The organism is Pseudomonas sp. RW10S2, from assembly GCF_014268985.1.
Classification (GTDB): Bacteria; Pseudomonadota; Gammaproteobacteria; order Pseudomonadales; family Pseudomonadaceae; genus Aquipseudomonas; species Aquipseudomonas wayambapalatensis.
This window is the reverse complement of the sequence record NZ_JABWRO010000086.1, coordinates 1-24959: the sequence shown is the minus strand read 5'-3', so window position 1 is coordinate 24959 and position 24959 is coordinate 1. Positions and strand designations below refer to the sequence as shown.

The 24959-nt window shown below is 62.9% G+C and carries 24 protein-coding genes; 9 read left to right on the top strand and 15 right to left on the bottom strand.

The window, feature by feature from the left end; translation table 11 throughout:
* Positions 1 to 66: 66 nt before the first annotated feature.
* The 9 genes from msrQ to mrcB all read right to left on the bottom strand — a co-directional run bounded on the left by msrQ (position 67) and on the right by mrcB (position 9917).
* The gene (msrQ, locus tag HU729_RS17980; RefSeq protein ID WP_186670381.1) at positions 67 to 669 is read right to left on the bottom strand and encodes a protein-methionine-sulfoxide reductase heme-binding subunit MsrQ; all 603 of its coding nucleotides are present in this window, start codon (positions 667 to 669) and stop codon (positions 67 to 69) included.
* On the bottom strand, positions 669 to 1682 hold the full coding sequence (gene msrP, locus HU729_RS17975; protein ID WP_186711126.1) for a protein-methionine-sulfoxide reductase catalytic subunit MsrP: 1014 nt from the start codon (positions 1680 to 1682) through the stop codon (positions 669 to 671). The genes msrQ and msrP overlap by 1 nt, the downstream gene beginning before the upstream one ends.
* 78 nt (positions 1683 to 1760) lie before the next feature.
* Positions 1761 to 2612, bottom strand: a complete 852-nt coding sequence (gene pssA, locus HU729_RS17970) for a CDP-diacylglycerol--serine O-phosphatidyltransferase (RefSeq protein WP_054892580.1) — start codon at positions 2610 to 2612, stop codon at positions 1761 to 1763.
* Positions 2613 to 2763: 151 nt separating this feature from the next.
* On the bottom strand, positions 2764 to 3780 hold the full coding sequence (ilvC, locus tag HU729_RS17965; RefSeq protein WP_151926452.1) for a ketol-acid reductoisomerase: 1017 nt from the start codon (positions 3778 to 3780) through the stop codon (positions 2764 to 2766).
* Positions 3781 to 3834: 54 nt separating this feature from the next.
* Positions 3835 to 4326 (bottom strand): acetolactate synthase small subunit, encoded by a 492-nt coding sequence (gene ilvN, locus HU729_RS17960; RefSeq protein ID WP_003250040.1) that lies wholly within the window; start codon positions 4324 to 4326, stop codon positions 3835 to 3837.
* A gap of 1 nt (position 4327) precedes the next feature.
* Complete coding sequence (locus HU729_RS17955; RefSeq protein ID WP_186670384.1) at positions 4328 to 6052, bottom strand: acetolactate synthase 3 large subunit; 1725 nt, start codon at positions 6050 to 6052, stop codon at positions 4328 to 4330.
* Between the two features lie 414 nt (positions 6053 to 6466).
* Positions 6467 to 6793 carry a YqcC family protein gene (locus tag HU729_RS17950; protein WP_186670385.1) on the bottom strand — a complete coding sequence of 109 codons (327 nt, stop codon included), beginning with the start codon at positions 6791 to 6793 and terminating at the stop codon, positions 6467 to 6469.
* Positions 6790 to 7569 (bottom strand): hypothetical protein, encoded by a 780-nt coding sequence (locus tag HU729_RS17945; RefSeq protein WP_186711125.1) that lies wholly within the window; start codon positions 7567 to 7569, stop codon positions 6790 to 6792. The genes HU729_RS17950 and HU729_RS17945 overlap by 4 nt, the downstream gene beginning before the upstream one ends.
* 26 nt (positions 7570 to 7595) lie before the next feature.
* A complete protein-coding gene (mrcB, locus tag HU729_RS17940; protein ID WP_186711124.1) occupies positions 7596 to 9917 on the bottom strand; it encodes a penicillin-binding protein 1B in 2322 nt (773 codons plus the stop codon).
* 114 nt (positions 9918 to 10031) lie between these two features.
* Between mrcB and HU729_RS17935 the strand changes: the two genes are divergently transcribed.
* The 3 genes from HU729_RS17935 (at position 10032) to HU729_RS17925 (ending at position 12455) form a co-directional block, all read left to right on the top strand.
* Positions 10032 to 11594 carry an AAA family ATPase gene (locus tag HU729_RS17935; RefSeq protein WP_186711123.1) on the top strand — a complete coding sequence of 521 codons (1563 nt, stop codon included), beginning with the start codon at positions 10032 to 10034 and terminating at the stop codon, positions 11592 to 11594.
* Between the two features lie 98 nt (positions 11595 to 11692).
* Positions 11693 to 12040, top strand: coding sequence for a pentapeptide repeat-containing protein (locus HU729_RS17930; RefSeq protein WP_186670389.1), 348 nt, complete (start codon positions 11693 to 11695; stop codon positions 12038 to 12040).
* Positions 12041 to 12176: 136 nt separating this feature from the next.
* The gene (locus tag HU729_RS17925; protein ID WP_186670391.1) at positions 12177 to 12455 is read left to right on the top strand and encodes a TfoX/Sxy family protein; all 279 of its coding nucleotides are present in this window, start codon (positions 12177 to 12179) and stop codon (positions 12453 to 12455) included.
* Between the two features lie 192 nt (positions 12456 to 12647).
* Here HU729_RS17925 and HU729_RS17920 read toward each other — a convergent pair whose 3' ends face one another.
* From HU729_RS17920 to HU729_RS17905, 4 genes are read right to left on the bottom strand one after another with little or no spacing between them, the layout of a single operon-like run.
* Positions 12648 to 13547, bottom strand: coding sequence for a ChaN family lipoprotein (locus HU729_RS17920; protein ID WP_186711122.1), 900 nt, complete (start codon positions 13545 to 13547; stop codon positions 12648 to 12650).
* Between the two features lie 9 nt (positions 13548 to 13556).
* Entirely contained in the window at positions 13557 to 14324 is a 768-nt protein-coding gene (locus HU729_RS17915) for a heme ABC transporter ATP-binding protein (RefSeq protein WP_186670396.1), read from the bottom strand.
* A complete protein-coding gene (locus HU729_RS17910; protein ID WP_186711127.1) occupies positions 14324 to 15307 on the bottom strand; it encodes an iron ABC transporter permease in 984 nt (327 codons plus the stop codon). Before HU729_RS17910 ends, HU729_RS17915 begins: the two co-directional genes overlap by 1 nt.
* A gap of 50 nt (positions 15308 to 15357) precedes the next feature.
* Positions 15358 to 16242 carry an ABC transporter substrate-binding protein gene (locus tag HU729_RS17905; RefSeq protein WP_186711121.1) on the bottom strand — a complete coding sequence of 295 codons (885 nt, stop codon included), beginning with the start codon at positions 16240 to 16242 and terminating at the stop codon, positions 15358 to 15360.
* A gap of 149 nt (positions 16243 to 16391) precedes the next feature.
* Here HU729_RS17905 and HU729_RS17900 point away from each other — a divergent pair, with 149 nt between their 5' ends.
* Positions 16392 to 16709, top strand: coding sequence for a Rieske (2Fe-2S) protein (locus HU729_RS17900; RefSeq protein ID WP_186670400.1), 318 nt, complete (start codon positions 16392 to 16394; stop codon positions 16707 to 16709).
* Here the strand turns inward: HU729_RS17900 and sfsA are convergent.
* Both sfsA and HU729_RS17890 read right to left on the bottom strand, forming a co-directional pair.
* Complete coding sequence (gene sfsA, locus HU729_RS17895; protein ID WP_186711120.1) at positions 16699 to 17412, bottom strand: DNA/RNA nuclease SfsA; 714 nt, start codon at positions 17410 to 17412, stop codon at positions 16699 to 16701. The genes HU729_RS17900 and sfsA overlap by 11 nt on opposite strands.
* Positions 17412 to 18584: a pyridoxal phosphate-dependent aminotransferase gene (locus tag HU729_RS17890; protein WP_186670404.1), complete on the bottom strand. Its 1173-nt coding sequence runs from the start codon at positions 18582 to 18584 to the stop codon at positions 17412 to 17414. Before HU729_RS17890 ends, sfsA begins: the two co-directional genes overlap by 1 nt.
* A 210-nt stretch (positions 18585 to 18794) precedes the next feature.
* On the opposite strand from HU729_RS17890, the gene dksA reads away from it, so the two are divergent.
* From dksA to HU729_RS17865, 5 genes are all read left to right on the top strand, one after another.
* Positions 18795 to 19241: an RNA polymerase-binding protein DksA gene (gene dksA / locus HU729_RS17885; RefSeq protein ID WP_054892595.1), complete on the top strand. Its 447-nt coding sequence runs from the start codon at positions 18795 to 18797 to the stop codon at positions 19239 to 19241.
* Between the two features lie 63 nt (positions 19242 to 19304).
* Positions 19305 to 20192 (top strand): tRNA glutamyl-Q(34) synthetase GluQRS, encoded by an 888-nt coding sequence (gluQRS, locus tag HU729_RS17880; protein WP_186711119.1) that lies wholly within the window; start codon positions 19305 to 19307, stop codon positions 20190 to 20192.
* Between the two features lie 156 nt (positions 20193 to 20348).
* The gene (locus tag HU729_RS17875) at positions 20349 to 20525 is read left to right on the top strand and encodes a hypothetical protein (RefSeq protein ID WP_003250005.1); all 177 of its coding nucleotides are present in this window, start codon (positions 20349 to 20351) and stop codon (positions 20523 to 20525) included.
* The gene (locus HU729_RS17870) at positions 20509 to 23484 is read left to right on the top strand and encodes a sensor histidine kinase (protein WP_186711118.1); all 2976 of its coding nucleotides are present in this window, start codon (positions 20509 to 20511) and stop codon (positions 23482 to 23484) included. Before HU729_RS17875 ends, HU729_RS17870 begins: the two co-directional genes overlap by 17 nt.
* Before the next feature lie 4 nt (positions 23485 to 23488).
* The gene (locus tag HU729_RS17865) at positions 23489 to 24940 is read left to right on the top strand and encodes a sigma-54 dependent transcriptional regulator (RefSeq protein WP_186670407.1); all 1452 of its coding nucleotides are present in this window, start codon (positions 23489 to 23491) and stop codon (positions 24938 to 24940) included.
* Positions 24941 to 24959: the final 19 nt, after the last annotated feature.

Below are 24959 nucleotides of genomic sequence, written 5' to 3'. Positions count from 1 at the left end.
GCATTATAAGGGGATCTGAGAGGGCGTCAAGCGTTAATTTCAAAAAAAACCATAAGAATGAAAAGCTTAAGCACGCCGGCCTATCAGACGGGGCACCCGCCGCCACACCGGTGGAACCCGCATCACCATCAACAGTGCCCCTACCCCGGCATAGATAGCCCACTCCTGCAGATCCGAACGCACAATCCACAGGAAATGCAGCAGGCCCAGCCCGAGGATCACATAGACCAGCTTGTGCAGCTTCTTCCAGCGCGCACCGAGCCGTCTCTGGCTATAACGGTTGGAGGTCACCGCCAAGGCCAGCAGCCCCAGGAACGCGAGTACCCCGACGATGATATAGGGCCGCTTGCGCAGCTCGACACCAAGCTGCCCCCAGTCGAGCCCGAGGATGAAGACCATATAGGCCGTCATGTGCAGGACAATATAGGCAAAACACCACAATCCCAGCTGTCGTCGCGCGACGATCCAGCCACCCCACCCCGTCAGGCGCTGCAGAGGGCTCATACCCAGCGTTACCAGCAGGAATACCAGGGCACCAAGCCCCAGCCTGTCTACCAGAATTTTCCCTGGATCCGGCCCGAGCAGGTTCATGGCCGCCTCATACAACCACCAGGCCGGGAACAGACAGCCAATGATGAAGATCGCCAAGCGAAACCAGGGATAACGCATCAGTAGTTCTTCCGCAGGTCGAGACCGCTATAAAGAGATGCAACCTCGTCCTCATAGCCATTGAACATCTGGGTGGTACGAACATTGGGGCTGAACAGGCCGCTGGGCAGCCGCCGCTCACGCGCCTGGCTCCAACGCGGGTGATCGACCTGCGGATTGACGTTGGCATAGAAGCCATACTCGCTCGGCGCCAGCCCCTGCCAGGTGGTCTGCGGCTGCTCGGCCACCAGACTGATACGCACGATCGACTTGATGCTCTTGAACCCATACTTCCACGGCACTACCAGACGCAGCGGCGCACCGTTCTGATTGGGCAACTCGCGCCCATACATGCCCACCGCCAGGATAGCCAGCGGATTCATCGCCTCATCCAGGCGCAATCCTTCCACGTAGGGCCAGTCGATCAGCGCAAAGCCCGAGCGCTGACCCGGCATGCTCTTGGGATCCTGCAGCGTTTCGAAACGAACATAACGAGCCTTCGAAGTCGGCTCGACCTGCTTGAGTACCTCAGACAGCGGAAAGCCCAGCCAGGGAATGACCATCGACCAGGCCTCGACGCAACGCAGCCGGTAGATACGCTCCTCAAGCTGCAGGGGCTTGACGAAGTCTTCCAGCGCGTAGCGCCCGGGCTTGCCCACCTCGCCATCGACCACCACGCTCCAGGGCTCGGTCTTGAGACTGCCGGCATTGGCCGCCGGATCCCCCTTGTCGGGCCCGAACTCGTAGAAGTTGTTGTAGTGGGTAGCATCCTTGAATGGCGTGATTGCCTCATCCTTGACCGTCACGGCTTGCCAGCGCGTCGCACCGAGCTTGTCCTTGAACCAGCCAGGCGTCGAACCCGCCTCCACGTCGGCATAGCGCGAAGGTTCGGCGGCCTGGCCGAGCACAGGCAAAGCGCCCAACGCAAACCCGGCTAGAGAGGCACCCAATACAGAGCGGCGAGAGAAATAGACACTTTCAGGGGTAACGTCCGATTCGTTGCAATCGGACGACTTGGGAAGCTTGATGAGCATGGCGGCTCCACAGCACTGGTGGCGGATGTACCAGTAAGACTATGGAGCCGGAGAGTTATTCCAGCATTAAATCTTTTTTCAGACTTTGCGACGACGACCGCGCAGCAAGTACTGCACTGGGCCTGAAACCGCATAGCCGAGGAAGATCAGCAGCAGAATCCGTGGTGGATCGCTGAACACCACGGCGAACACCAGCACCACGGCCAGAATCGCAACAAAGGGTACGCGCCCCTTGAGATCCAGCTCCTTGAAGCTGTTGTACTTGATGTTGCTGACCATCAGCATGCCTGCAGCAGCCACCAGCAGCGCCACCAGGAACGACAGTTTTGAACCCTGGATACCGTAATCGCTGAAGGCCCACACGGTACCGGCGACCACACCTGCCGCGGCCGGGCTGGCCAGACCGATGAAGTAGCGCTTGTCGGCGGTGCCGACCTGGGTGTTGAAACGCGCCAGACGCAACGCGGCACCGGCCACATAGATGAAGGCGACCATCCAGCCGACCTTGCCCATGTCGCCCAGCGCCCAGCCAAAGGCCAGTAACGCAGGCGCCACACCGAAGGCAACCATGTCCGACAACGAGTCGTACTCGGCACCGAAGGCGCTTTGCGTGTTGGTCATCCGCGCCACACGGCCATCGAGGCTGTCCAGGACCATGGCGACGAAGATGGCGATCGCAGCGAAGGCGAAGTACTTGCTCGCCTCGCGCGGATCACCCGCGCTCAGGGCGCTCTGCGCACTGATGGAGTTGATGATCGAGTAGAAACCGGCGAACAGGTTAGCGGTGGTGAAGAGGTTGGGCAGCAGGTAGATACCGCGATGCCGGACCTTGCGCCCTTCGGCGTCGTGACCTTCCTCAACATGCTCATCGACAGGTAGCAGGCTTTCGGCGTCGGAGGGCTTGTTCGGCTCTTCGGGACGTTCGCTCATGAAATGCACCTTGCAACTGGGTGGAATAAGTTCGACAGAGGCCGGCGAAACAGGTTCTAACGGCAGGCCTCTGGTCGCTTTATACCAGAAGCTGACTGCCTAAACGAAAAAACGCGGCCGAAGCCGCGTTTTTAATCTATCGAGGCAAGACTCAGTTCTTGGTCTTGTCGACGATCTTGTTGGCCGAGATCCACGGCATCATCGAGCGCAGTTGCTCGCCGATGATTTCGATGCCGTGGGCGGCGTTGTTACGACGCTTGGCGGTCATCGAAGGATAGTTGGTAGCACCTTCGCTGATGAACATCTTCGCGTATTCGCCGTCCTGGATGCGCTTCAGAGCGTTGCGCATGGCCTTGCGGGATTCTTCGTTGATGACCTCAGGACCGGTCACGTACTCACCGTACTCGGCGTTGTTGGAGATCGAGTAGTTCATGTTGGCGATGCCGCCTTCGTACATGAGGTCAACGATCAGCTTCAGCTCGTGCAGGCACTCGAAGTAGGCCATTTCAGGCGCGTAGCCTGCTTCGACCAGAGTTTCGAAGCCAGCCTTGACCAGCTCTACGGTACCGCCGCACAGAACGGCCTGCTCGCCGAACAGGTCGGTTTCGGTCTCGTCCTTGAAGGTGGTTTCGATGATGCCGGTACGGCCACCGCCGACGCCAGCAGCGTACGACAGTGCGACGTTCTTGGCGTTGCCCGAAGCGTCCTGGTAGACCGCGATCAGGTCAGGAATGCCGCCACCCTTGACGAACTCGGAGCGCACGGTGTGGCCCGGAGCCTTCGGCGCGATCATGATCACGTCGAGGTCGCCGCGCGGAACGACCTGGTTGTAGTGGATCGAGAAGCCGTGGGAGAAGGCCAGGGTGGCGCCTTTCTTGATGTTCGGCTCGATCTCGGTCTTGTACAGGGTGCCCTGGAATTCGTCCGGGGTCAGGATCATGACAAGGTCGGCAGCAGCGACGGCGGTAGCGACGTCAGCGACTTTCAGGCCATGGGCTTCTGCCTTGGCAACGGTGGCCGAACCTTTACGCAGACCGACGGTAACGTCTACACCGGAGTCTTTCAGGTTGCACGCCTGGGCGTGACCCTGGGAGCCGTAACCGATGATGGCGACTTTCTTGCCCTGGATGATGGAGAGGTCGCAGTCTTTGTCGTAGAACACTTTCATGGAAATACCCCTGGTTATATCTCGGCCCCGCAGGACCTTCGCTAATTGGTGAAGTTAGATGCTGAGTACTTTGTCGCCACGGGCAATGCCGGTGACGCCGCTGCGCACGGTTTCGAGAATCGAAGCGGTGCCGATCGCCTGGATGAAGCTGTCCAGCTTATCGCTGGTGCCGCTCAGTTGCACGGTATACACACTGGCGGTGACATCGACGATCTGCCCACGGAAAATATCCGTGGTGCGCTTGATTTCGGCGCGCTGGGCGCCGGTAGCCTTGACCTTTACCAGCATCAGTTCGCGCTCGATATGGGCGCTCTCCGACAGGTCGACCAGCTTGACCACTTCTACCAGCTTGTTCAGGTTCTTGGTGATCTGCTCGATCACTTCGTCATGACCCACGGTGGTGAGGGTGAGGCGCGACAGGGTCGGGTCCTCGGTTGGTGCAACCGTCAGGCTTTCGATGTTGTAGTTGCGCTGGGAGAACAGACCGACCACGCGCGACAAGGCACCAGGTTCGTTTTCCAGCAGCAGGGAAATGATGTGCCGCATATCAGGTACGCTCCGTCTTGCTCAGCCACATGTCACGCATCGAGCCGTCCTTGATCTGCATCGGGTAGACGTGCTCGGTCCGGTCGACCGCGATGTCGATGAACACCAGGCGGTCCTTCATCGCAAAGGCCTCTTCCAGTTTCGGCTTGAGGTCTTTGAGGCTGGTGATGCGGATACCCACATGGCCATAGGCCTCGGCCAGCTTGATGAAGTCAGGCAGCGACTCGACGTACGAGTGCGAGTGACGACCGTTGTAGGACATGTCCTGCCATTGGCGAACCATGCCCAGCACCCCGTTGTTCAGGTTGACGATCTTCACCGGCAGGCCGTACTGCATGCAGGTGGACAGCTCCTGAATGTTCATCTGGATGCTGCCTTCGCCAGTGACACAAGCCACGTCCTGGTCCGGGAAATTGAGCTTGACGCCCATGGCTGCCGGGAAACCGAAGCCCATGGTGCCCAGGCCGCCGGAGTTGATCCAGCGATTGGGTTTGTTGAAGCGGTAGTACTGCGCCGCGAACATCTGGTGCTGACCTACGTCGGAGGTGACGAAAGCGTCGCCATTGGTCACTTCGCACAAGGTCTCGATGACCTGCTGAGGCTTGATGACACTGCCGTCGCCCTTGTCGTAAGGGAACAGGCCGCGGTCACCGCGCCACTCATCGATCTGCTTCCACCAGGTATCGAGGGCCGCCTTTTCAGGCTTCTCGCCGATTTCCCTGAAGATGGCCAGCATCTCGCTGAGCACGCTCTCGACCGGCCCCACGATCGGCACGTCGGCCTTGATCATCTTCGAGATCGACGCAGGGTCGATGTCGATGTGGATGATCTTGGCGTTCGGGCAGAACTTGGCCGGGCCGTTGACCACACGGTCGTCGAAGCGCGCGCCAACAGCAAGGATCACGTCGGCATTGTGCATCGCCAGGTTGGCGGTGTAGCTGCCGTGCATGCCCAGCATGCCGAGGAACTGGCGATCGGTACCTGGGAAGCCGCCCAACCCCATCAGGGTGTTGGTGACCGGCAGGTTCAAGGACTTGGCGATTTCGGTCAGGGCTTCGGAGCCACCACCGAGAATCACGCCGCCGCCGGAGTAGACGATCGGACGCTTGGCGGCCAGGAGCATCTCGGCGGCCTTGCGGATCTGGCCGGAGTGGCCACGGACCGCAGGGCTGTAGGAGCGCAGCTTGACCTTTTTCGGGTAGACGTACTCGAACTTCTCGGCCGGGTTGGTCATGTCTTTTGGAATGTCGACCACGACTGGACCTGGGCGACCGGATTGCGCCAGGTAGAACGCTTTTTTCAGAACTTCCGGGATCTCGGTCGGGTTCTTGATCATGAAGCTGTGCTTCACGATCGGCCGGGAGATCCCGATCATGTCGGTTTCCTGGAAGGCATCGGTGCCGACCATGGTGCTGGGCACCTGGCCAGACAGGATGACCATCGGGATGGAATCCATGTAGGCGGTGGCGATACCGGTAATGGCGTTGGTCGCACCGGGACCGGAGGTCACCAGGACCACGCCAGCCTTGCCGGTGGCACGGGCATAACCGTCTGCCATGTGCGTGGCAGCCTGCTCATGACGAACCAGGATGTGCTGGACTTCCGGTTCCTTGAACAGGGCATCGTAAACATGAAGGAGAGCACCACCAGGGTACCCGTAAATGTGCTTAACGCCTTCGTCACGCAAGAAGCGGACGACCATCTCAGCGCCAGATAAAAGCTCCACGTTGTTCACCTCTAAAACGCCAGAATACCGCCCCATCCGGGCGGGTCTTAATAGGTTTACTGCCAAGCAGAGCATGAGCGAACGTCAGCACTGACTGAGCAAGTATTGGGAGCGCCCCAGAGTGTTGCGGGGTTTTCCCACCCAGCGCGAGGTAACGCGTTGCGGGGTGTAGCGAGTCGGCGCGGGTGTGCGCCTCATGATCTGCCTAGCGGGTCTGCTTCTGGCAGTCCCCCTACAGCGGAAACTGGATTCTTCTGATTCGCCGCCCTCAAGTCAAGAAAAATTATTGCCAATTTTTCCCTGAGATGAATTCCTACCACCACGAAAAACGACGCCAGCAGCAGGAAAGCAAAGATTTCCATAAAAAAGGGCCACAATCTGCGGCCCTTGAAGGAAAAAGAGAAGAAATCAGGCTCAAGCAGCGATCAATTGATCGAATGCTGCCAGCAGGCGCCGCAGTTCGCGGCTTTCTTCCGGACGGTCGGTGAATACCGTCTCGGCCATGACCAGGATCCCCGATGCATTAGGCAAAGGGTGACCATGCTCAAGAATAAGCTTCATGCGCGGTAGGAAAATCCACTGCAGCCACTGTTCGAACGAAAGCGTATCGACCGCGAACGGCACGGTGCTGGCCAGGGCGCTTGCGCTGGGTGGCTCATGGTCCCACCAGCCACGGACCTGAAGCTCGCGCTCGATCAGCAGCAGGTGGTCGGCAATATCGAGAATGCGCTGTTCCATCACGACGCGGTCCGCGCCTTCTGCCGTGCCAGGGCGGCGCCGGCACTGTCACCCTGTTTCTCGCGAGCCTGGGCGATGATGTTCCACAGTTCGGCCTGCAGATCAGGACGACCGTTGGCATACGTCAGTGCCCGGCGGGCGAGTTGCTCGGATTGTGCGGCATCACCTTGCGACAGACGCACCTGAGCCAGGCGGAACAGCACCTGCGGCTCACGCGGTGCGATGCGCTGGGCGCGCTCCAGGCTGGACGAAGCACCGTTGAGGTCGCCACTGCCCTGCTGCTGCTGGGCGGTGGTCAGCAATGCCAGGACCGGACCGTCCAGTTGCTCATCGGCGGACAACCCGCCGCCGTTGCTGCGTGGGATACCGGTAGGCACACGCGTGGCAGCGGCCGGCGCACTGTTCATCGACGCGATGTCGAAAGGTTCATCACCTGCCGGATTGGGGTTGGTGGTGATCGGGCCGCTGCTGACCGGCCCTGGGGTGATCGGCCCGGTGCTCAGCGGTGCAGAACCGGTTTGCGCCGGGAAGGTCTGGATCGGCGATGCACCCGCGCCCTGCGGGATCATCACCGTGACCCCGGAATCTTCAGGCAGGGACTGGGCCTGGGACGTACCATTGCTGCCGGAGTAGACCGGCGCGCCACGGTTGGCCGTGACACGCTCGCTGTTCGAGACCCGTGTACTCGAATCGACCACCGGAATGGCGCCACGCGGGACGCTGGCGCAGCCGTGCAGCACGGCCAGCGCCGTCAAGGCAGGAAACCACCACTTGTTCACTTCACACCCTCTTCAATACAGGCCGCTCAATTCATCCAGCCCTTGACCCAGTCCATGACCGACTCGGCAGGATTCTGCTCGCCACCGCAGGCAGTACCGGCAGGCGGTTCGCTCCCACGAATATACGGCATCTGCACCGCTCCCGGACAGCTAGCGTCGGAGCCCTGGGCGCTGTGCGGATCGATCCAGGCCTTCACCACGTTATCCGGCTGCGGCATGTCCAGCGGCAGCGGGTCAGCCTTGCGCATGAAGCTGGTCCAGACCTGCAATGCACCGGTAGCACCGGTGAATGGGGTCTTGCCGTTGTCGTCGCGGCCGAGCCAGACCACTGCCAGCAGGTCCTGGCTGAAGCCTGAGAACCAACTGTCGCGCGAGTCGTTGCTGGTACCGGTCTTGCCCGCCAACGTCAGATTGTTCGGCAGCACGTTGTACACCGAGCGACCTGTACCCTCGCGCATCACCCGCTGCATGGCGTTCTGCACCAGGTAGATCGCACCCGGGTCGAAGGTCTGCTGGATCTGGAACGGGTAGCGCTTGAGCGGCTCGCCTTCGGCGGTCAGCACGCTTCGAATCCCGCGCATTGGTGTATTGAAGCCGCCATTGGCGATGGTCTGGTACATGGTCGCGACCTGCATCGGCGACATGCCGCCAGCGCCCAGCAGCATCGACGGGAACGCCGGCCAGTCGACCTTGACACCCAGCCGGCCGATGGTCTTGATGACGTTGGGCACGCCCACCTCAAGGCCCAGCTTGGCGGTGGACAGGTTGTAGGAGTTGGCCAGCCCCTGATACAGGTAGATAGTGCCGTGGGAGCGCCGGTCGTAGTTCTGCGGGCGCCATACCTGGCCATCGGCGCCCTTGACCGAAAACGGTTCGTCCTGCACCCAGCTGGTCAGGGTGTACTTGCTCGGCTGCTCCAGCGCCGTCAGGTAGACCGCCGGCTTGACCAGCGAACCGATCGGCCTGACCGCGTCGATGGCGCGGTTGAAGCCGGCGAAGCCCGACTGACGGCTGCCGATCAGCGCCTGCACTTCGCCGGTTTCAGGGTTGGTCACCACCATCGCCGACTCGACCTCGTCGGCGCCCTTGCGGCCGGCCAGGCGCTTGAAGGTTTCACTCATCGCGGTTTCGGCCTTCATCTGCAGGATCGGGTCGAAACTGGTGAAGATGCGCAAGCCTTCTTCGGTCAGGTCTTCGTCGCGATAGTCCTGGCGTAGTTGGCGCTTGACCAGGTCGAGAAAGGCCGGGAAGGAGCTGTCGGCCAGGCTGCCGCGCTTGGTCACGCCCAGTGGCATCTTCTTCGCCGCATCGACCACTTCCTGGCTGGCCACGCCCTGCTCGGCGAGCAGGTCGAGCACCAGGTTGCGCCGTTGCAGAGCGCGCTCAGGGTAGCGGCGCGGGTTGTAGTAGGACGGTCCCTTGACCATGCCCACCAGCAGGGCAATCTGGTGCAGCTTGAGCTCCGACAGCGGCTGGCTGAAGAAGAACTGGCTGGCCAGGCCGAAACCATGCACCGCGCGCTGGCCGTCCTGACCGACGAAGACTTCGTTCAGATAGGCTTCGAGAATCTCGCGCTTGTCGTAGTGCATTTCCAGCAGCACGGCCATCATCGCTTCGGTCAGCTTGCGGCTGAGGCTGCGTTCGTTGGTCAGGAAGAAGTTCTTCACCAATTGCTGCGTGAGCGTACTGCCGCCCTGGCGCATGGCCCCGGACGAGGTGTTGACCCACACTGCCCGCGCGATCGACTTGGGCGAAACACCGAAGTGGCTGTAGAAATCGCGGTCTTCGGTGGCGATCAAGGTCTCCAGCAGGTATGGCGGCACCTGGTCGATGTTGATCAGGATGCGGTCTTCGAGATTCTTCGGGTAGATACCACCGATCATCAGCGGCTCCAGGCGAACCACGTCGAGCTTGCCACCGTTGGCCCCCGCCAGCCCGGCGACATAGTCGCCGGAGAAGCGTACACGCACGAACTGCGCAGGCTCCATGCCCTCGTAGAACTGGAAGCCGCGGGTATTCAGATCGACATTGCCACCGTTGACCGAGGCCTCGCCCGGACCATTGGCCGTTGCCTCGCGACGGTAGCCCAGGGCATCGAGCTCGGTGAGGAAATCATCCTTGCTCAGCTTCTGGCCGACGAACAGCTCCAGCGGCCGGGCATACACCTTGGCCGGGATGGTCCAGCGCTTGCCAGAGAACTTTTCCTGGACGACGGCATCGAGGTAGACCGCAAAGCCGGCGATCACCACCAGACCGACCAGACTGAGCTTGAGTGCCCAGCCCAGCCAGGCGCGGGAGCGGCTGGGCGGACGTTTCTTGGGGGTTCGGGAATTTCGGGTACGAGTCATGGCGGCGGATTATACGCACTTTGCAAAGGCAGGGGACGCCCTCAGGCGGTAGGCAGGGGCGGCTCCATTGACCATAATGTCGCCTCCGAATTCCCTTACCCCGGAAGGATCTCCGTGAGCCAAGCCCTGATCAGCGCGCTGCAGAACCCCGCCCTCTACCCCCACGCCGTAGAAGGCTTCCAGCTCATCGAGACACACATCTCCTGGGTTCTGCTCACTGGCGAATATGCCTACAAGATAAAGAAACCGATGAATTTCGGTTTCCTCGATTTCACTGGCCTGGACCAGCGCCAGCATTTCTGTAACGAAGAATTGCGCTTGAACCAGCGCCTGACCGAGGGCCTGTACCTGGAAGTGCTGCCGATCACCGGCAGTGCCGAAGCACCGCAGCTCGGTGGCGAAGGTGAGCCGATCGAGTTCGCCCTGAAGATGCGTCAGTTCCCCCAAGGCCAGATGCTCAGCACCCTGCAAGCCAACGGTGAGCTGAATGCCGGCCACATTGACCAGATGGCCCGACAGATCGCCGAGTTCCACCTGCAAGCGCCGAAAGTGCCAGTCGAGCACGCGCTGGGCACCCCGGAAGCGGTAATGGCGCCGGTGGAGCAGAATTTCGAGCAGATCCGCCCATTCCTCACCGACAAGGCCGACCTGCAGCAACTGGATAACCTGCAAGCCTGGGCCCAGGACAGCTTCAAGCGCCTGCATGGCCTGCTCGAGGCGCGCAAGGCCAATGGCTTCATCCGCGAATGCCACGGCGATATCCACCTGGGCAACGCCACCCTGATCGACGGCAAGGTGGTGATCTTCGACTGCATCGAGTTCAACGAGCCGTTCCGCCTGACCGATGTGTACGCCGATACCGCATTCCTGGCCATGGACCTGGAAGACCGCGGCCTCAAGTGCCTGGCCCGGCGCTTCGTCAGCCAGTACCTGGAACTGACCGGCGACTACGAAGGCCTGGAACTGCTGAATTTCTACAAGGCCTACCGCGCCCTGGTACGCGCCAAGGTTGCCCTGTTCAGCCTGTCGCCCGATGCCGACGGCGTGCAGCGCGCCACGACCCTGCGCACCTATCGCAACTACGCCAACCTGGCAGAGAGCTACAGCGCCATCCCCTCGCGCCTGCTGGCCATCACCCATGGCGTGTCCGCCGTCGGCAAGAGCCATGTGGCGATGCGCCTGGTCGAGTCGCTGGGGGCAATCCGCGTACGTTCGGATGTCGAGCGCAAGCGGCTGTACGGCGAGCAGCAGGCGCAGAACTCCGGCCAACTGCAAGCGGGCATCTATGACCAGGACGCAAGCACTGCCACCTACAAGCGCCTGAACGAGCTGGCAGCGACCATCCTGCGCGCCGGTTTCCCTGTCGTGCTCGATGCCACCTATCTCAAGCGCGAGCAGCGCAAGGCCGCAGCGGAAGTGGCCAACAGCACTGGTGTCCCCTTCCTGATCCTCGACTGCCAGGCGCCCGAAGCGGTCATCATCAGCTGGCTGGAGCAGCGTCAGACAGAAAATGTCGATCCGTCCGACGCCACCCTGGAAGTGGTAAAGGCCCAGCAAGCCAACCGCGACCCACTGGACGAAGAGGAGGCTGTGCATGGCAAGCGCGTCGACACCCATGAAAGCGCCAGCATGGACCAACTCATCGAGCAGATCCGCCAGCGCCTGCCCGGTCTCTGACCTGCAAGGCGTGAAGCAGTCCACAGTTCGCGCCTGATCTTCGGCGCCACCTCAGTGATGGCATTACAATATCATCACACCCCTGAGGAGGCGCCGTCATGAACCAGCCCCGGCAATTGGACAACGCCCTGTACACCCTGGTGCGCGATGAACAGATCGCCACCTTCAACCGCGAGAAGCCAGTCGACGGCGCCATTGATTTTCGCGGTGGTGACTTCCGGGGCCTTGACCTGCGCAACCTCGATGTACGCGGCATCGATTTCACCGACGCCTACTTTCATGCCGCCGACCTGCGTGGGCTGGATCTGCGCGAAACGGGCATGGAAGGCGCCAGCATCTCCCACGCACAGATCTCCGGGACCTATTTCCCGGGCGACCTGAGCGCTGACGAAATCCTCATGTCCCTGAAGTTCGGTACGCGCATGCGTTATCGTCCGAAAGGCTAAGCCTGACATTTCTGGACACAGCATCCCGTCGCCCGCACATGGCAAAAGGCCGCGTATTCGCCCAGCCCCGCTACACTCCTCTCTGACCTGCTCGCGATTTATCCACAGACCCGTTCGGCCATCGCAAGGAGGCTCGATGAACGATGAGTTGCAGCATCTGAAGAATCTAGGCAAGACCTCTGCGCAATGGTTGCATGCCGCTGGTATCCACAGCGCTTCGGATTTGCGCCGCCTGGGCGCGGTCGGGGCTTACCAGGCCGTGAGGACGCGGGGCTTCCGCGCTTCGAAAGTGTTGTTGTACGCCATCGAGGGCGCACTGCTGGATATGCACTGGAACGATCTGCCCGCCGAACGCAAGCAGGCACTGAACCAGCAACTGGATGCCAAGACCCCGCCGCAAAAAAAAGCAGAATAATCGAAGAAAGGGTATTGACCACTAAATGAGAATCGTTATGATTATCACAACTGGTCGCGAGACTGGTTGGATAAACTGAAAGCCCCTGGTTCGGACTCTCAGATTATCTCCTCATCAGGCTAATCACGGTTATTGACCCGGCAATTTGCCGGGTCTTTTTTTGCCTGCAAATCGGGAAGCTGCCCGTGGTAACTACCCACCGCGCAACTGGGCACAGTAATCCTGCTCAGGCAGCGCCGCGGTGTACCACACATAGTCCGCCATTCCTGCCTCGACCTTCTGCCCGACTTCGGCCAGCAGCAGCACGCGGGTTTCGCCCTGCGCCTGCAGATCAGCCAGATGCAGCGGCACACCCAGGTCCTTGCGCGCGTGATAGGCGCCGGCCAGCAAAAGTGCAGGCTGCGGTGCCGCCAGCAGGCGCTCGGCCATATGTCGGTCCCTTTGCTGCTGGATGACCAACATGGCTGGCAACTGGCTTTCCGGCAGCAACCCACAATGGCCCTCACGCACCTGCTCGAGCAAGGCAGCCTTTATCTGCGGTGCATTCGACCGCACGCCAGTCAGGACGGGCTGTCGGCGATAGGCATCACGCATTGCTTCGGGGCTCAGGTCGCCAGCCAGCAAAACCCCAGGGCCTTTCAGGGCTTCAAGCACGATCGGCGCGTACATCTGCCAATCCCAACCCTTCTGCCAGTCCAGCGCTGTGGCCAAGTCGCTCGGTAGCTGCGCCTGACGCTGCACCTTGTCGATCAGGGGCTGCTGCGCAGGCTGGAGCATCTCCAGCACCACGCTGCCTTGTGGCCTGACGGCCTGCAAGGCCTGCAGCAGCCAACGCTGCAGCGCATGGTGATCGGGGTTATCGTGTTTTTCACCGACCAGTATTCGCGGCACATCGCTCAGCGCCCGAATCAGCTCATCGGGCGTCAGGACACGGCCACTGGGCAACGCCTGTATCTGGCCGAGTGTCGGCTCGTTCAACCCTTGGCTGCTCTGCCAGGCCGGCAACGCTGGCAGCGCAGGCCGATGCACCTGGCAACCCGCCATGGTCAAGAACACCCCCATCGACAGGCCGAACAGCAAGGGATAGCGCATCGAAGGCTCCTAGCGGGTGATGATCAGCGGATGGCCGCGCTCCGGATGGGCCTGCACCAGCACATCGATACCGAATACTGCCTTGAGCGCCTGTGGCGTCAGCACCCGGGCCGGTGTGTCGAGCGCGTGGCTGCGACCCTGTTCCAGCAGCAGAATAGCGTCACAGTAGCGCGCGGCAAGGTTCAGGTCGTGCAGGATCACCAGCACCGCTGCGCCGCGGTCGGCAAAACTGCGCACCGCCTGCAACGTGGTGTGCTGGTGCAGCGGATCGAGGGCCGAGGTCGGCTCATCGAGCAGCAACGTCGCCCCCTCCTCTCCTGGCCACAGTTGCGCCAGCACCCGGGCCAGATGAACACGCTGACGCTCGCCGCCGGACAGCGCGAGGTAACTGCGTTCGACCAGGTGCCAGGCATCGGCCGCCTTCAGCGCCGCCTCGACGATCTCCCGGTCGCGCTGCTGGCCACTGCCGTGGGGCAAACGGCCCAGGCCCACCACCTCTTCGACACTGAAGGCAAAGCCCAGGCTGGACACCTGCGGCAACACTGCCAGGCGTCGCGCACGCTCCTGCCCCGGCCAGTGCGCCAGCGCTCGCCCCTGCAGCAGGACGTGCCCCTGGCTCGGCGCCAGTTCGCCACACAATGCCCCCAGCAAGCTGCTCTTGCCCGCCCCGTTGGGGCCGAGCACGCCCAGCACCTGCCCAGGCCGCAGGTGCAGGTCGATACCGTGCAGCACCTCGGTGCTGCCGCGCTTGAGCGACAAGCCTTTGACTTCGAGCATCAGCGCCCCCTCCTGACCAGTAGGAACAGGAAGAACGGAGCGCCAATGAAGGCCGTCACGATCCCGATCGGCAGCTCCGCCGGCGCCAACGCCAAGCGAGCCACCAGATCAGCGAACAGCAGCAGGGTTCCCCCCGCCAGCAATGACGCGGGCAACAACACGCGATGATCAGGCCCCGCAACCAGACGCACCAAGTGCGGAACCACCAGACCAATGAAGCCGATCAGGCCCGCAGCCGCCACTGCTGCGCCGACCCCCAGGGCAGTGCAGAACACCAGTTCACGCTTGAGCCCTTCTACATCGATACCCAGGTGACGCGCCTCCGACTCGCCCAGCAACAACGCGTTCAGCGCCTGCGCCCGGCGCGGCAGCCACAAGCTTACCCCCAGTGCCACCAGCAACAGTGGCCACAGGCGCTCATAGCTGGCGCCGTTGAGGCTGCCCAGGTTCCAGAACGTCAGAGTGCGCAAGGTGGCGTCGTCGGCCAGGTAGGTGAACAGCCCGACCGCCGAGCCGCCGAGGGCGGTCATGGCGATACCGGCCAGCAGCATGGTGGCCACGTCGGTCTGACCATTGCGCCGCCCCAGGCGATAGACCAATGCCGTAACACCAAGCCCGCCGATGAAGGCACAGAGCGACAGCAGATAGGGTGCGAACCACTCCGGTATGCCCCCAAGCCAGGCGCCGCCGACGATGGCCACTGCAGCGCCGAGCGCCGCGCCGCTCGCAACCCCGACCAGGCCAGGATCGGCCAGCGGGTTACGAAACAGCCCCTGCATGGCCACACCGGACAGCGCCAGCACCGCACCGACGGCCAGCCCCAGGAGCGTGCGCGGCAGGCGGATCTGCCCAAGAATCAGCTCAGCCTGCTCAAGCCCCGTCCGGTCGATGGGCATCCCCAGCAGCCGCAATCCGGCGCGCAGGATATCGGTCAGCGGCAAGCTGACCGGCCCCAGCGCCAACGACAGCCACACCGCCAGCAGGCACAGGAATGTCAGGCAGATGAACAGCGTACGCGGCTGGACCCGCTGCTTCATTGGTTGAGGCTGGCCTTGGCTGCGGGATAGAAAGCGCCGGCCAGCTCATGCAAGGTGGCCGGCAGCCGCGGGCCGAGGCCACCGACCAACAGCGTCGGATCGAGTGACACCAGGCGCTTGTCGCGTACCGCACGCGAAGCGGCCAGCGCCGGATTTTCCTTGAGCAGCGCCTTGAGCGCCTGCTCGCCGTCCAGTGCTCGGTCGGAAAACACCACCACGTCCGGATCCAGCGCGGCCAGCGCTTCGACAGAGAAGTTCTTGTACCCCTGGTGATCCGCCAGGTTGCGCGCCCCAGCCTGACGCAACAGCCAGTCGCCCGAGGTGCCCTGCCCTGCGATCAATGGCTTGGCACCGGCATGACCGACCAGCAGCAACACACCTGGAGCCTTCTGACCGGCCTGGGCCTGCTTGATCTTTGCGTGCAGCGCATCGAGCTGCTGGTGGTAGCGAGTGCTCAGCTCACTGGCTTTTTGCTGCGCACCGAGCAGCTCGCCCAGGTGCTTGAGGTTCTGGTCCACTGCCGCCAGGTCGGCCTCACTGGAGAACAGCTCGACACGCACCCCGGCCCCGCGTACCTGCGCCAGCACCGGTGGCGGCCCCATTTCCTCGGTGCCGACCAGCACATCCGGGCGCAGGCTGAGGATACCCTCGGCTGACAGTTGACGCTGGTAGCCGATGCTCGGCAGTGCCTTGAGCGACTGCGGGTGCTGGCTGGTGGTATCGACGCCGACCAACCGCGCCTCGCCGCCCAGGGCACTGATCCATTCGCTCAGTGCCCCACCGGCGCTGACCCAGCGCTGCGGCAGGTCGGCGGCCAGCAACGGGGAGGAAAGGACAAGACCGGCGCACAAGGCGATCAGGGCAACAGGACGGCGCATCATCGGGTTCCTTTGCAGAAGGCGGCCAGACACCTTGTGGCACCTGACGGAACTGCGCACCATGGACGGGCTGGCGCAGTGGATGCGGGCAATTTGATAATTATTCGCATTGAAGCGTCAAGCCACCATTGGTTTCAAGAGTCTTATCTGCAATGCATTTCCTCTGCTCCTCCCAAGCCCTCGCCGAAGGCTGCAGCCGCGCCTTCAGCGTAGCTGGTGAAACGCTGTTCGGCGTGCGCCGCCAGGGCCGGGTGTACCTGTACCGCAACCATTGCCCGCATCGCGGCATCACGCTGAACTGGGCACCGGACAGCTTTCTCGATGACAGCGCCAGCCTGATTCATTGCGCCCATCATGGCGCGCTGTTCCTGATCGAATCCGGCGAATGCGTGTCGGGCCCCTGCGAGGGCGAGTCGTTGCAGGCCCTGGACTGCCACGAAGACAGCCAGGGCATCTGGCTCAAGGGTTGAGCAATACCGGCAGGCGGCGATCGATGACGATCTGCTCGGCATCAAGGCGCGCACCATAGGCCAGCACCTCGACACCATCGGCCACCGCATCGCGCAGTGCCTGGGCATAACCAGGGTCGATCTCTTCGGCCGGGCGTACCGCCTCGATGCCGGTGAGGTTGACGCAATACAGCTGCACGGCGCGAACACCCTGGCGGGCCAATGCAGCGAGCTCGCGCAGATGCTTGGCGCCGCGTTGGGTCACCGCGTCAGGGAAGGCCGCCACCGCGGTGTCGGGATAGCCCAGGGTCACGCTCTTGACCTCGACATAGGCCGGGCCCTCGGCGAACTCCAGGCGAAAATCCACGCGACTGCGCTCCTCGCCATAGGCCACTTCACGCTTGAGCGCGGCGAACCCGGCCAGCTCGGTGATCACGCCAGCGCGCAGGGCTTCCTCGACCAGGGCATTGGCCCTGCCGGTATTGACGCAGGCCAGGCGACCCTGAGGCGTTTCACTGATCTCCCAGGTGCCCGCCAGCTTGCGCTTGGGATCGTTGGAACGACTGAACCAGACCTGCCCGCCGTCGCGCATGCAATTGAGCATGGAGCCGGTATTCGGGCAATGGATGGTCATCTGTTCGCCATTGGCCAGCTCGATGTCGGCCAGGAAGCGTTTGTAGCGGCGCAGCAGACGCGCTCGCTCGAGTTCGGGAAGGAAACGCATCAGGGTTGCCAGCTCCGCAGGCCACGGGCAATGCGCTGCACCGCCTCTTCCAGGCGCGGCAGGCTCTGGGTGTAGGCGAAGCGCACGTGATGCCCGGCCTGGTGGCGGCCGAAGTCCAGCCCGGGCGTGAAGGCCAGATGCTCGGTTTCCAGGAAATGTCGACAGAAAGCGAAGGCATCGCCGCCGAAAGCACTGATGTCGGCATATAGATAGAAGGCGCCCTGCGGCTCCACGGCAATGCCGAAACCGAGCTCGCGCAAGGCGGGCAGCAGGTAGTCGCGACGCCGGGCGAACTCGGCGCGGCGTTCCTCGAAGATGGCCAGGGTGCCGGGCTCGAAGCACGCGAGCGCAGCATGCTGGGCCATGCTCGGCGCACTGATGTAGAGGTTCTGCGCCAGCTTTTCCAGGTCGGCCACGGCCGAAGGCGGTGCGACCAGCCAGCCGAGTCGCCAGCCGGTCATTCCGAAATACTTGGAAAAACTATTCAGGACGAAGGCGTCATCGTCCACCTCCAGCACGCTCGGCGCATCCATACCGTAAGTCAGTCCATGATAGATCTCGTCCACCACCAGATGCCCGTGATGCTCACGGGTGGCCCGGGACAGGCTGGCCAGGGCCTCGCGGTCGAGCACGGTGCCGGTCGGGTTGGCGGGCGAAGCCACCAGCGCACCGACGGTATCCTTGTCCCAGTGCCGGTCGACCAGGTCGGCGGTGAGCTGGTAATTCACCTCCGGCCCTACTGGCACCAACTGCGCGCCGCCTTCGACCAGGCGCAGGAAATGGCGGTTGCACGGGTAGCCTGGGTCGGCCAGCAGCCAGTGCTTGCCCGGATCCACCAGCAGGCTGCTGGCCAGCAGCAGCGCGCCGGAACCGCCAGGCGTCACAAGGATGCGCTCGGGATCCACCGACAGGCCATAACGCTGGCCGTAGAAACCTGCGATCGCCTCGCGCAACGCAGGCAGGCCACGGGCGGCAGTGTAGCGGGTATGCCCTGCAGCGAGCGCGGCCTGCCCGGCTTCGACGATCGGCGCGGCCGTGGTGAAGTCCGGCTCGCCGATCTCCAGGTGGATCACGTCATGGCCTGCCGCCTGCAGCTCGTTGGCACGCGCCAGCAGCGCCATGACATGGAAGGGTTCGATGGCGCGGCTGCGCGCACTGTAGGAGTGGGCCATGACCTTCTCTCAATTGGGTCTAAACTGGTGATTCTACTGTCGAGAAACACCGAACGGGCGACGCAGCTTGCTGTCAATACCTCGGATCGGGCGGGGTAGCGCACCCCCGATCTATCTGGTAAGTTCGGCGGCTCGCAGTCGCAGGGCCGGCGGTCGCCGGAGATGGAGCATCCTGCGCATTGGATCAGATGAGTGAGAGGCGGTCTATTCATGTCCACCGTAGAAAAGCAAAAAACCAATCAGACCATGTACGGTGTCGAGCCCTATAAGGAAACCAAGGGTGAAGAGTACATGGGCGAACCCATGCGCAAGCACTTCACCAAGCTGTTGGGTGCATGGAAGCTCGAGCTGATGACCAGTGTCGATCAGACCGTGACTCATATGAAGGACGAAGCCGCCAACTTCCCGGACCCTGCGGACCGCGCGAGCCAGGAAGAAGAGTTCGCCTTGGAGCTGCGTAACCGCGACCGTGAACGCAAGCTGATCAAGAAGATCGACAAGACCTTGCAGAAGATCCAGGACGAAGAATACGGCTGGTGCGACTCCTGCGGCATCGAGATCGGCCTGCGTCGACTGGAAGCCCGTCCCACCGCAGACCTGTGCTTCGACTGCAAGGAAATTGCCGAGAAAAAGGAAAAGACAGTCGGCAAGGGCTGATCCTTCTTCCCTCCGAACGGGGCGCATCGAGCGCCCCGTTTCATTTATATGCCCAGCACATCCATGAACGACTCCCGCTATATCGGGCGATTCGCCCCCACCCCCAGTGGCTTCCTGCATTTCGGCTCGCTGGTCGCCGCCCTCGCCTCCTGGCTCGATGCCCGCGCCGTCGACGGGCGCTGGCTGCTGCGCATGGAGGACACCGATCCGCCCCGGGAAATGCCCGGCGCCCGTGACGCCATCCTGCAGACCCTCGAACGCTACGGCCTGGAGTGGGATGGCGAAGTGGTGTTCCAGAGTCAGCGTCATGAGGCCTACGCCACGGTGGTCGATCGCCTGTTCAGCATGGGCCTGGCCTACGCCTGTACCTGCTCGCGCAAACAACTGGAAGGATATGGCGGCATCTACCCCGGTTTCTGCCGCAACGCTGGCCATGCCCGCGAAAATGCCGCCATCCGCATTCGGGTGCCCGAACTGCTCTACCGCTTCAACGACCGTGTGCAGGGGGAATTCCAGCAGCACCTTGGACGCGAGGTGGGGGATTTCGTCATCCAGCGCCGCGACGGGCTGTATGCCTATCAACTGGCAGTGGTGCTGGACGATGCCTGGCAAGGCGTGACCGACATCGTGCGCGGCGCCGACCTGCTCGACAACACCCCGCGCCAGCTGTACCTGCAGGAACTGCTGGGGTTCTCGCAGCCGCGCTACCTGCACATTCCGTTGATCGTGCAGCCGGATGGGCACAAGCTGGGCAAATCGTACCGTTCACCACCGCTGCAGGCGGACCAGGCCACGCCACTGCTGTTGCGGGCGTTACGAGCCCTGGGGCAGGCGAGTGATCCGGCGCTGGAAGGTGCCAGTCCGGCCGAGGTGTTGGCGGTGGCGCGCAGGCAGTGGAAACCTGGGGCGATTGCACGGCAGTTGACGGTGCCGGAGGCGGATCTGCGCTGACGCGGCCGGCCCTCTCGCGGGGCAAGCTGCGCACATTCAAAACCCCAACGAATTCAAACCCTTGGCGAACACCCCAGAATCCCGCTAGCATCGCCCCAGCCATTTGCGCCAATAATAAGAAGCTCAAACCCGCAGCGCCCTGCCATCGAGGCCCGCATGTATATCTATCGCTTGGTCCTGCTTCTGGTCGTGGGGATCTATCTGTTCTCCCCGGCCATCATGGACTGGTGGATCGAACCGACCGGAGCCTGGTACCGCCCGTATCTGCTCTGGCTGATCCTGATCGTCGTCACCTTCATCCTGCAGAGCCAACGAGATGCCGATGAGCTTTAGCCTGACCCAGATGATCCTGATCAGCGCCGCCTACCTGCTGGTGCTGTTCGGCGTGGCCTGGGTCAGCGAACGCGGGTTGATCCCGCGCTCGGTCATCCGCCACCCCCTGACCTACACCCTGTCGCTGGGCGTCTATGCCAGTGCCTGGGCGTTCTATGGTTCGGTAGGCCTGGCCTACCAGTACGGCTATGGCTTCCTCGCCTGTTACCTGGGTGTGTCCGGGGCCTTCCTGCTGGCGCCGGTGCTGCTCTACCCGATTCTCAAGATCACCCGCACCTACCAGCTCTCCTCCCTCGCCGACCTACTGGCGTTCCGTTTCCGCAGCACCTGGGCCGGGGCACTGACCACGGTGATCATGCTGATCGGCGTATTGCCGTTGCTGGCCCTGCAGATCCAGGCGGTGGCCGACTCCATCAGCATCCTGACCGGCGAGCCGGTCAAGGCGCGCGTGGCCTTCGCCTTCTGCGTGCTGATCATCCTCTTCACCATTTTCTTCGGCTCACGCCATATCGCCACCCGCGAGAAGCACGAAGGCCTTGTGTTCGCCATCGCCTTCGAGTCGGTGATCAAGCTGCTGGCCCTGGGCGGCATCGGCCTGTACGCCTTGTACGGGGTGTTCGGCGGCCCGCACGAACTGGAAGTCTGGCTGCTGCAGAACCAGACGGCACTGGCCGCACTGCACACGCCGCTGCAGGAAGGCCCATGGCGCACGTTGCTGCTGGTGTTCTTCGCCTCGGCGATCGTCATGCCGCACATGTACCACATGGCCTTCACCGAGAACCTCAGCCCGCGCTCGCTGGTCAGCGCCAGCTGGGGCCTGCCGCTGTTCCTGCTGCTGATGAGCCTGGCGGTGCCGCTGGTGCTGTGGGCAGGCTTGCGCTTGGGCGCAAGCACCAACCCGGAATACTTCACCCTGGGCCTGGGCATCGCCGCCAACAACGAGGCGCTGGCCTTGCTCGCGTATGTCGGCGGCCTGTCAGCGGCCAGCGGCCTGATCATCGTCACCACCCTGGCGCTCTCGGGCATGGCCCTCAACCACCTGGTGCTGCCGCTCTACCAGCCCCCTGCCGAGGGCAACATCTACCGCTGGCTGAAATGGACCCGCCGCGCGTTGATCGTGGCAATCATCACCGCAGGCTTCGTCTTCTACCTGACCCAGAATACCCACCAGAGCCTGGCCAACCTGGGCATCGTCGCCTTCGTCGCCACGCTGCAGTTCCTGCCGGGCGTGCTTTCGGTACTGTACTGGCCAACCGCCAATCGGCGCGGCTTCATCGCCGGCCTGCTGGCCGGTACGCTGGTGTGGATGGTCACCATGCTGCTGCCGCTGCTGGGCAATGTGCAGGGCTTCTACATTCCGCTGCTGAACATGATCTACGTGCTGGACGACACCAGCTGGCACATGGCGGCCATTGCCTCGTTGGCGGCCAACGTGCTGCTGTTCACCCTGATCTCGCTGTTCACCAACGCCAGCAGCGAGGAGGTCAGCGCCGCCGAGGCCTGCGCAGTCGACAATGTGCGCCGCCCGCAACGCCGTGAACTGCATGCGGCCTCCCCCCAGGAATTCGCCACCCAACTGGCCAAGCCACTGGGCGCCAAGGCCGCGCAGAAAGAAGTCGAGCAGGCCCTGCGCGACCTCTACCTGCCCTTCGACGAACGCCGCCCCTACGCCCTGCGGCGCCTGCGTGACCGCATCGAGGCCAACCTCTCGGGGCTGATGGGTCCCAGCGTAGCCCAGGACATGGTCGAGACCTTCCTGCCCTACAAGTCAGGTAACGAGAACTACGTCACCGAAGACATCCACTTCATCGAAAGCCGTCTCGAGGACTACCACTCGCGCCTGACCGGCCTTGCCGCCGAGCTCGATGCGCTGCGCCGCTACCACCGTCAAACGCTGCAGGAACTGCCCATGGGCGTCTGCTCGCTGGCCAAGGACCAGGAAATCCTGATGTGGAACCGAGCCATGGAGGAGCTGACCGGCATCGCCGCCAAGCACGTGGTCGGTTCGCGCCTGGTGACCATCGCCGAACCTTGGCGCGGGTTGCTGCAAGGCTTCATCGACCTTCCCGACGAGCACCTGCACAAGCAACGCCTGGCCCTGGACGGCCAGCCGCGCTGGCTCAACCTGCACAAGGCGGCCATCGACGAGCCGCTGGCCCCGGGCAACAGCGGCCTGGTGCTGCTGGTCGAAGACCTCACCGAGACCCAGGCCCTCGAAGAAAAGCTGGTGCACTCCGAGCGCTTGGCCAGCATCGGCCGCCTGGCTGCAGGCGTGGCCCACGAGATCGGCAACCCGATCACCGGCATCGCTTGCCTGGCGCAGAACCTGCGCGAGGAACGCGAAGGCGACGGCGAGATCATCGAGCTGTCGAGCCAGATCCTCGAACAGACCAAGCGCGTCTCGCGCATCGTCCAGTCGCTGATGAGCTTCGCCCACGCCGGCGGCAGCCACCAGAATACCGAAGAGCCCGTGTCGCTGGCCGAGGTGGCGCAGGATGCCATCGGTCTGCTGGCGTTGAACCGGCGCAATTTCGAAGTACAGTTCTTCAACCTTTGTGACCCGGACCACTGGGCCGAGGGTGACCCGCAGCGCCTGGCCCAGGTGCTGATCAACCTGCTGTCCAACGCCCGCGACGCCTCGCCAGCTGGCAGCGCCGTGCGTGTGCGCAGCGAAGCGAGCGAGCACACCGTCGACCTGATCGTCGAAGACGAGGGCAGCGGTATTCCGAAGAACATCATGGATCGCCTGTTCGAGCCCTTCTTCACCACCAAGGATCCGGGCGAGGGAACCGGACTGGGGCTCGCTCTGGTCTATTCCATCGTGGAAGAGCATTATGGGCAAATCACCATCGACAGCCCGGCCGATCTCGATCGGCAACGTGGCACACGGATCCGCGTGACCCTGCCCCGGCATGTCGTAGCGACGTCCCCTGAAATTCGAGACCGTCGAGAGAATTGAATCAATGCCGCACATTCTGATCGTCGAAGACGAAACCATCATCCGTTCGGCCCTGCGTCGTCTGCTCGAGCGGAACCAGTACCAGGTCAGCGAAGCCGGCTCGGTGCAGGAAGCCCAGGAACGCTTCAGCATTGCCACCTTCGACCTGATCGTCAGCGACCTGCGCCTGCCCGGAGCACCGGGCACCGAGCTGATCAAGCTCGGCCAGGGCACGCCGGTGCTGATCATGACCAGCTACGCCAGCCTGCGCTCGGCGGTCGACTCGATGAAAATGGGCGCGGTGGACTACATCGCCAAGCCTTTCGACCATGACGAGATGCTCCAGGCTGTCGCGCGCATCCTGCGCGACCGGCAGAATGCCCCGGTCGCCACTGCGGCCGCGGCCGAAGTGCGCAGCAACGGCAAGGCACCAGGCGCAGACAAGCAGAGCGGCGCCTCGGCCAACGGCGAAATCGGCATCATTGGCTCCTGCCCCCCCATGCAGGACCTGTACAGCAAGATCCGCAAGGTCGCTCCGACTGACTCCAACGTCCTGATCCAGGGCGAATCCGGCACCGGCAAGGAGTTGGTCGCCCGCGCCCTGCACAACCTTTCGCGACGCGCCAAGGCCCCGATGATCTCGGTGAACTGTGCGGCCATTCCGGAAACGCTGATCGAATCCGAGCTGTTCGGCCACGAGAAAGGCGCGTTCACCGGCGCCAGCGCTGGCCGTGCCGGCCTGGTCGAGGCAGCGGACGGCGGCACCCTGTTCCTCGATGAGATCGGCGAACTGCCGCTGGAGGCTCAGGCTCGACTGCTGCGTGTGCTGCAGGAAGGCGAGATTCGTCGGGTCGGCTCGGTGCAGTCGCAAAAGGTCGATGTGCGCCTGATCGCTGCGACCCACCGCGACCTGAAAAACCTGGCCAAGTCCGGCCAGTTCCGCGAAGACCTTTATTACCGTCTGCACGTCATCGCCCTCAAACTGCCCGCCTTGCGCGAGCGCGGCAGCGACGTCAACGAGATTGCCAACGCCTTCCTCGCCCGGCAGAGCGCGCGCATCGGCCGTGACGACCTGCATTTCTCCAGCGATGCCGAGCAAGCCATCCGCCACTACAGCTGGCCGGGTAACGTCCGCGAGTTGGAGAACGCCGTCGAGCGCGCGGTCATTCTCAGCGAAAGCCCGGAAATATCCGCCGACCTGCTGGGCATCGACATCGAACTGAGCGGCCTGGAAGACGACGACCTCCCCGACAGCCTGCCGATGGTCGCCGGTGTCGGTGGTAACAACGCCAGCCACGAGCCGACGGAAGACCTGTCGCTGGAAGACTACTTCCAGCACTTCGTCCTCGAACACCAGGACCACATGACCGAGACGGAGCTGGCCCGCAAGCTGGGTGTAAGCCGCAAGTGCCTGTGGGAGCGTCGCCAGCGCCTGGGTATTCCACGGCGCAAAAGCAACGTCGCCAGCGAGAACTGATACGTCCATAGCTCTACAG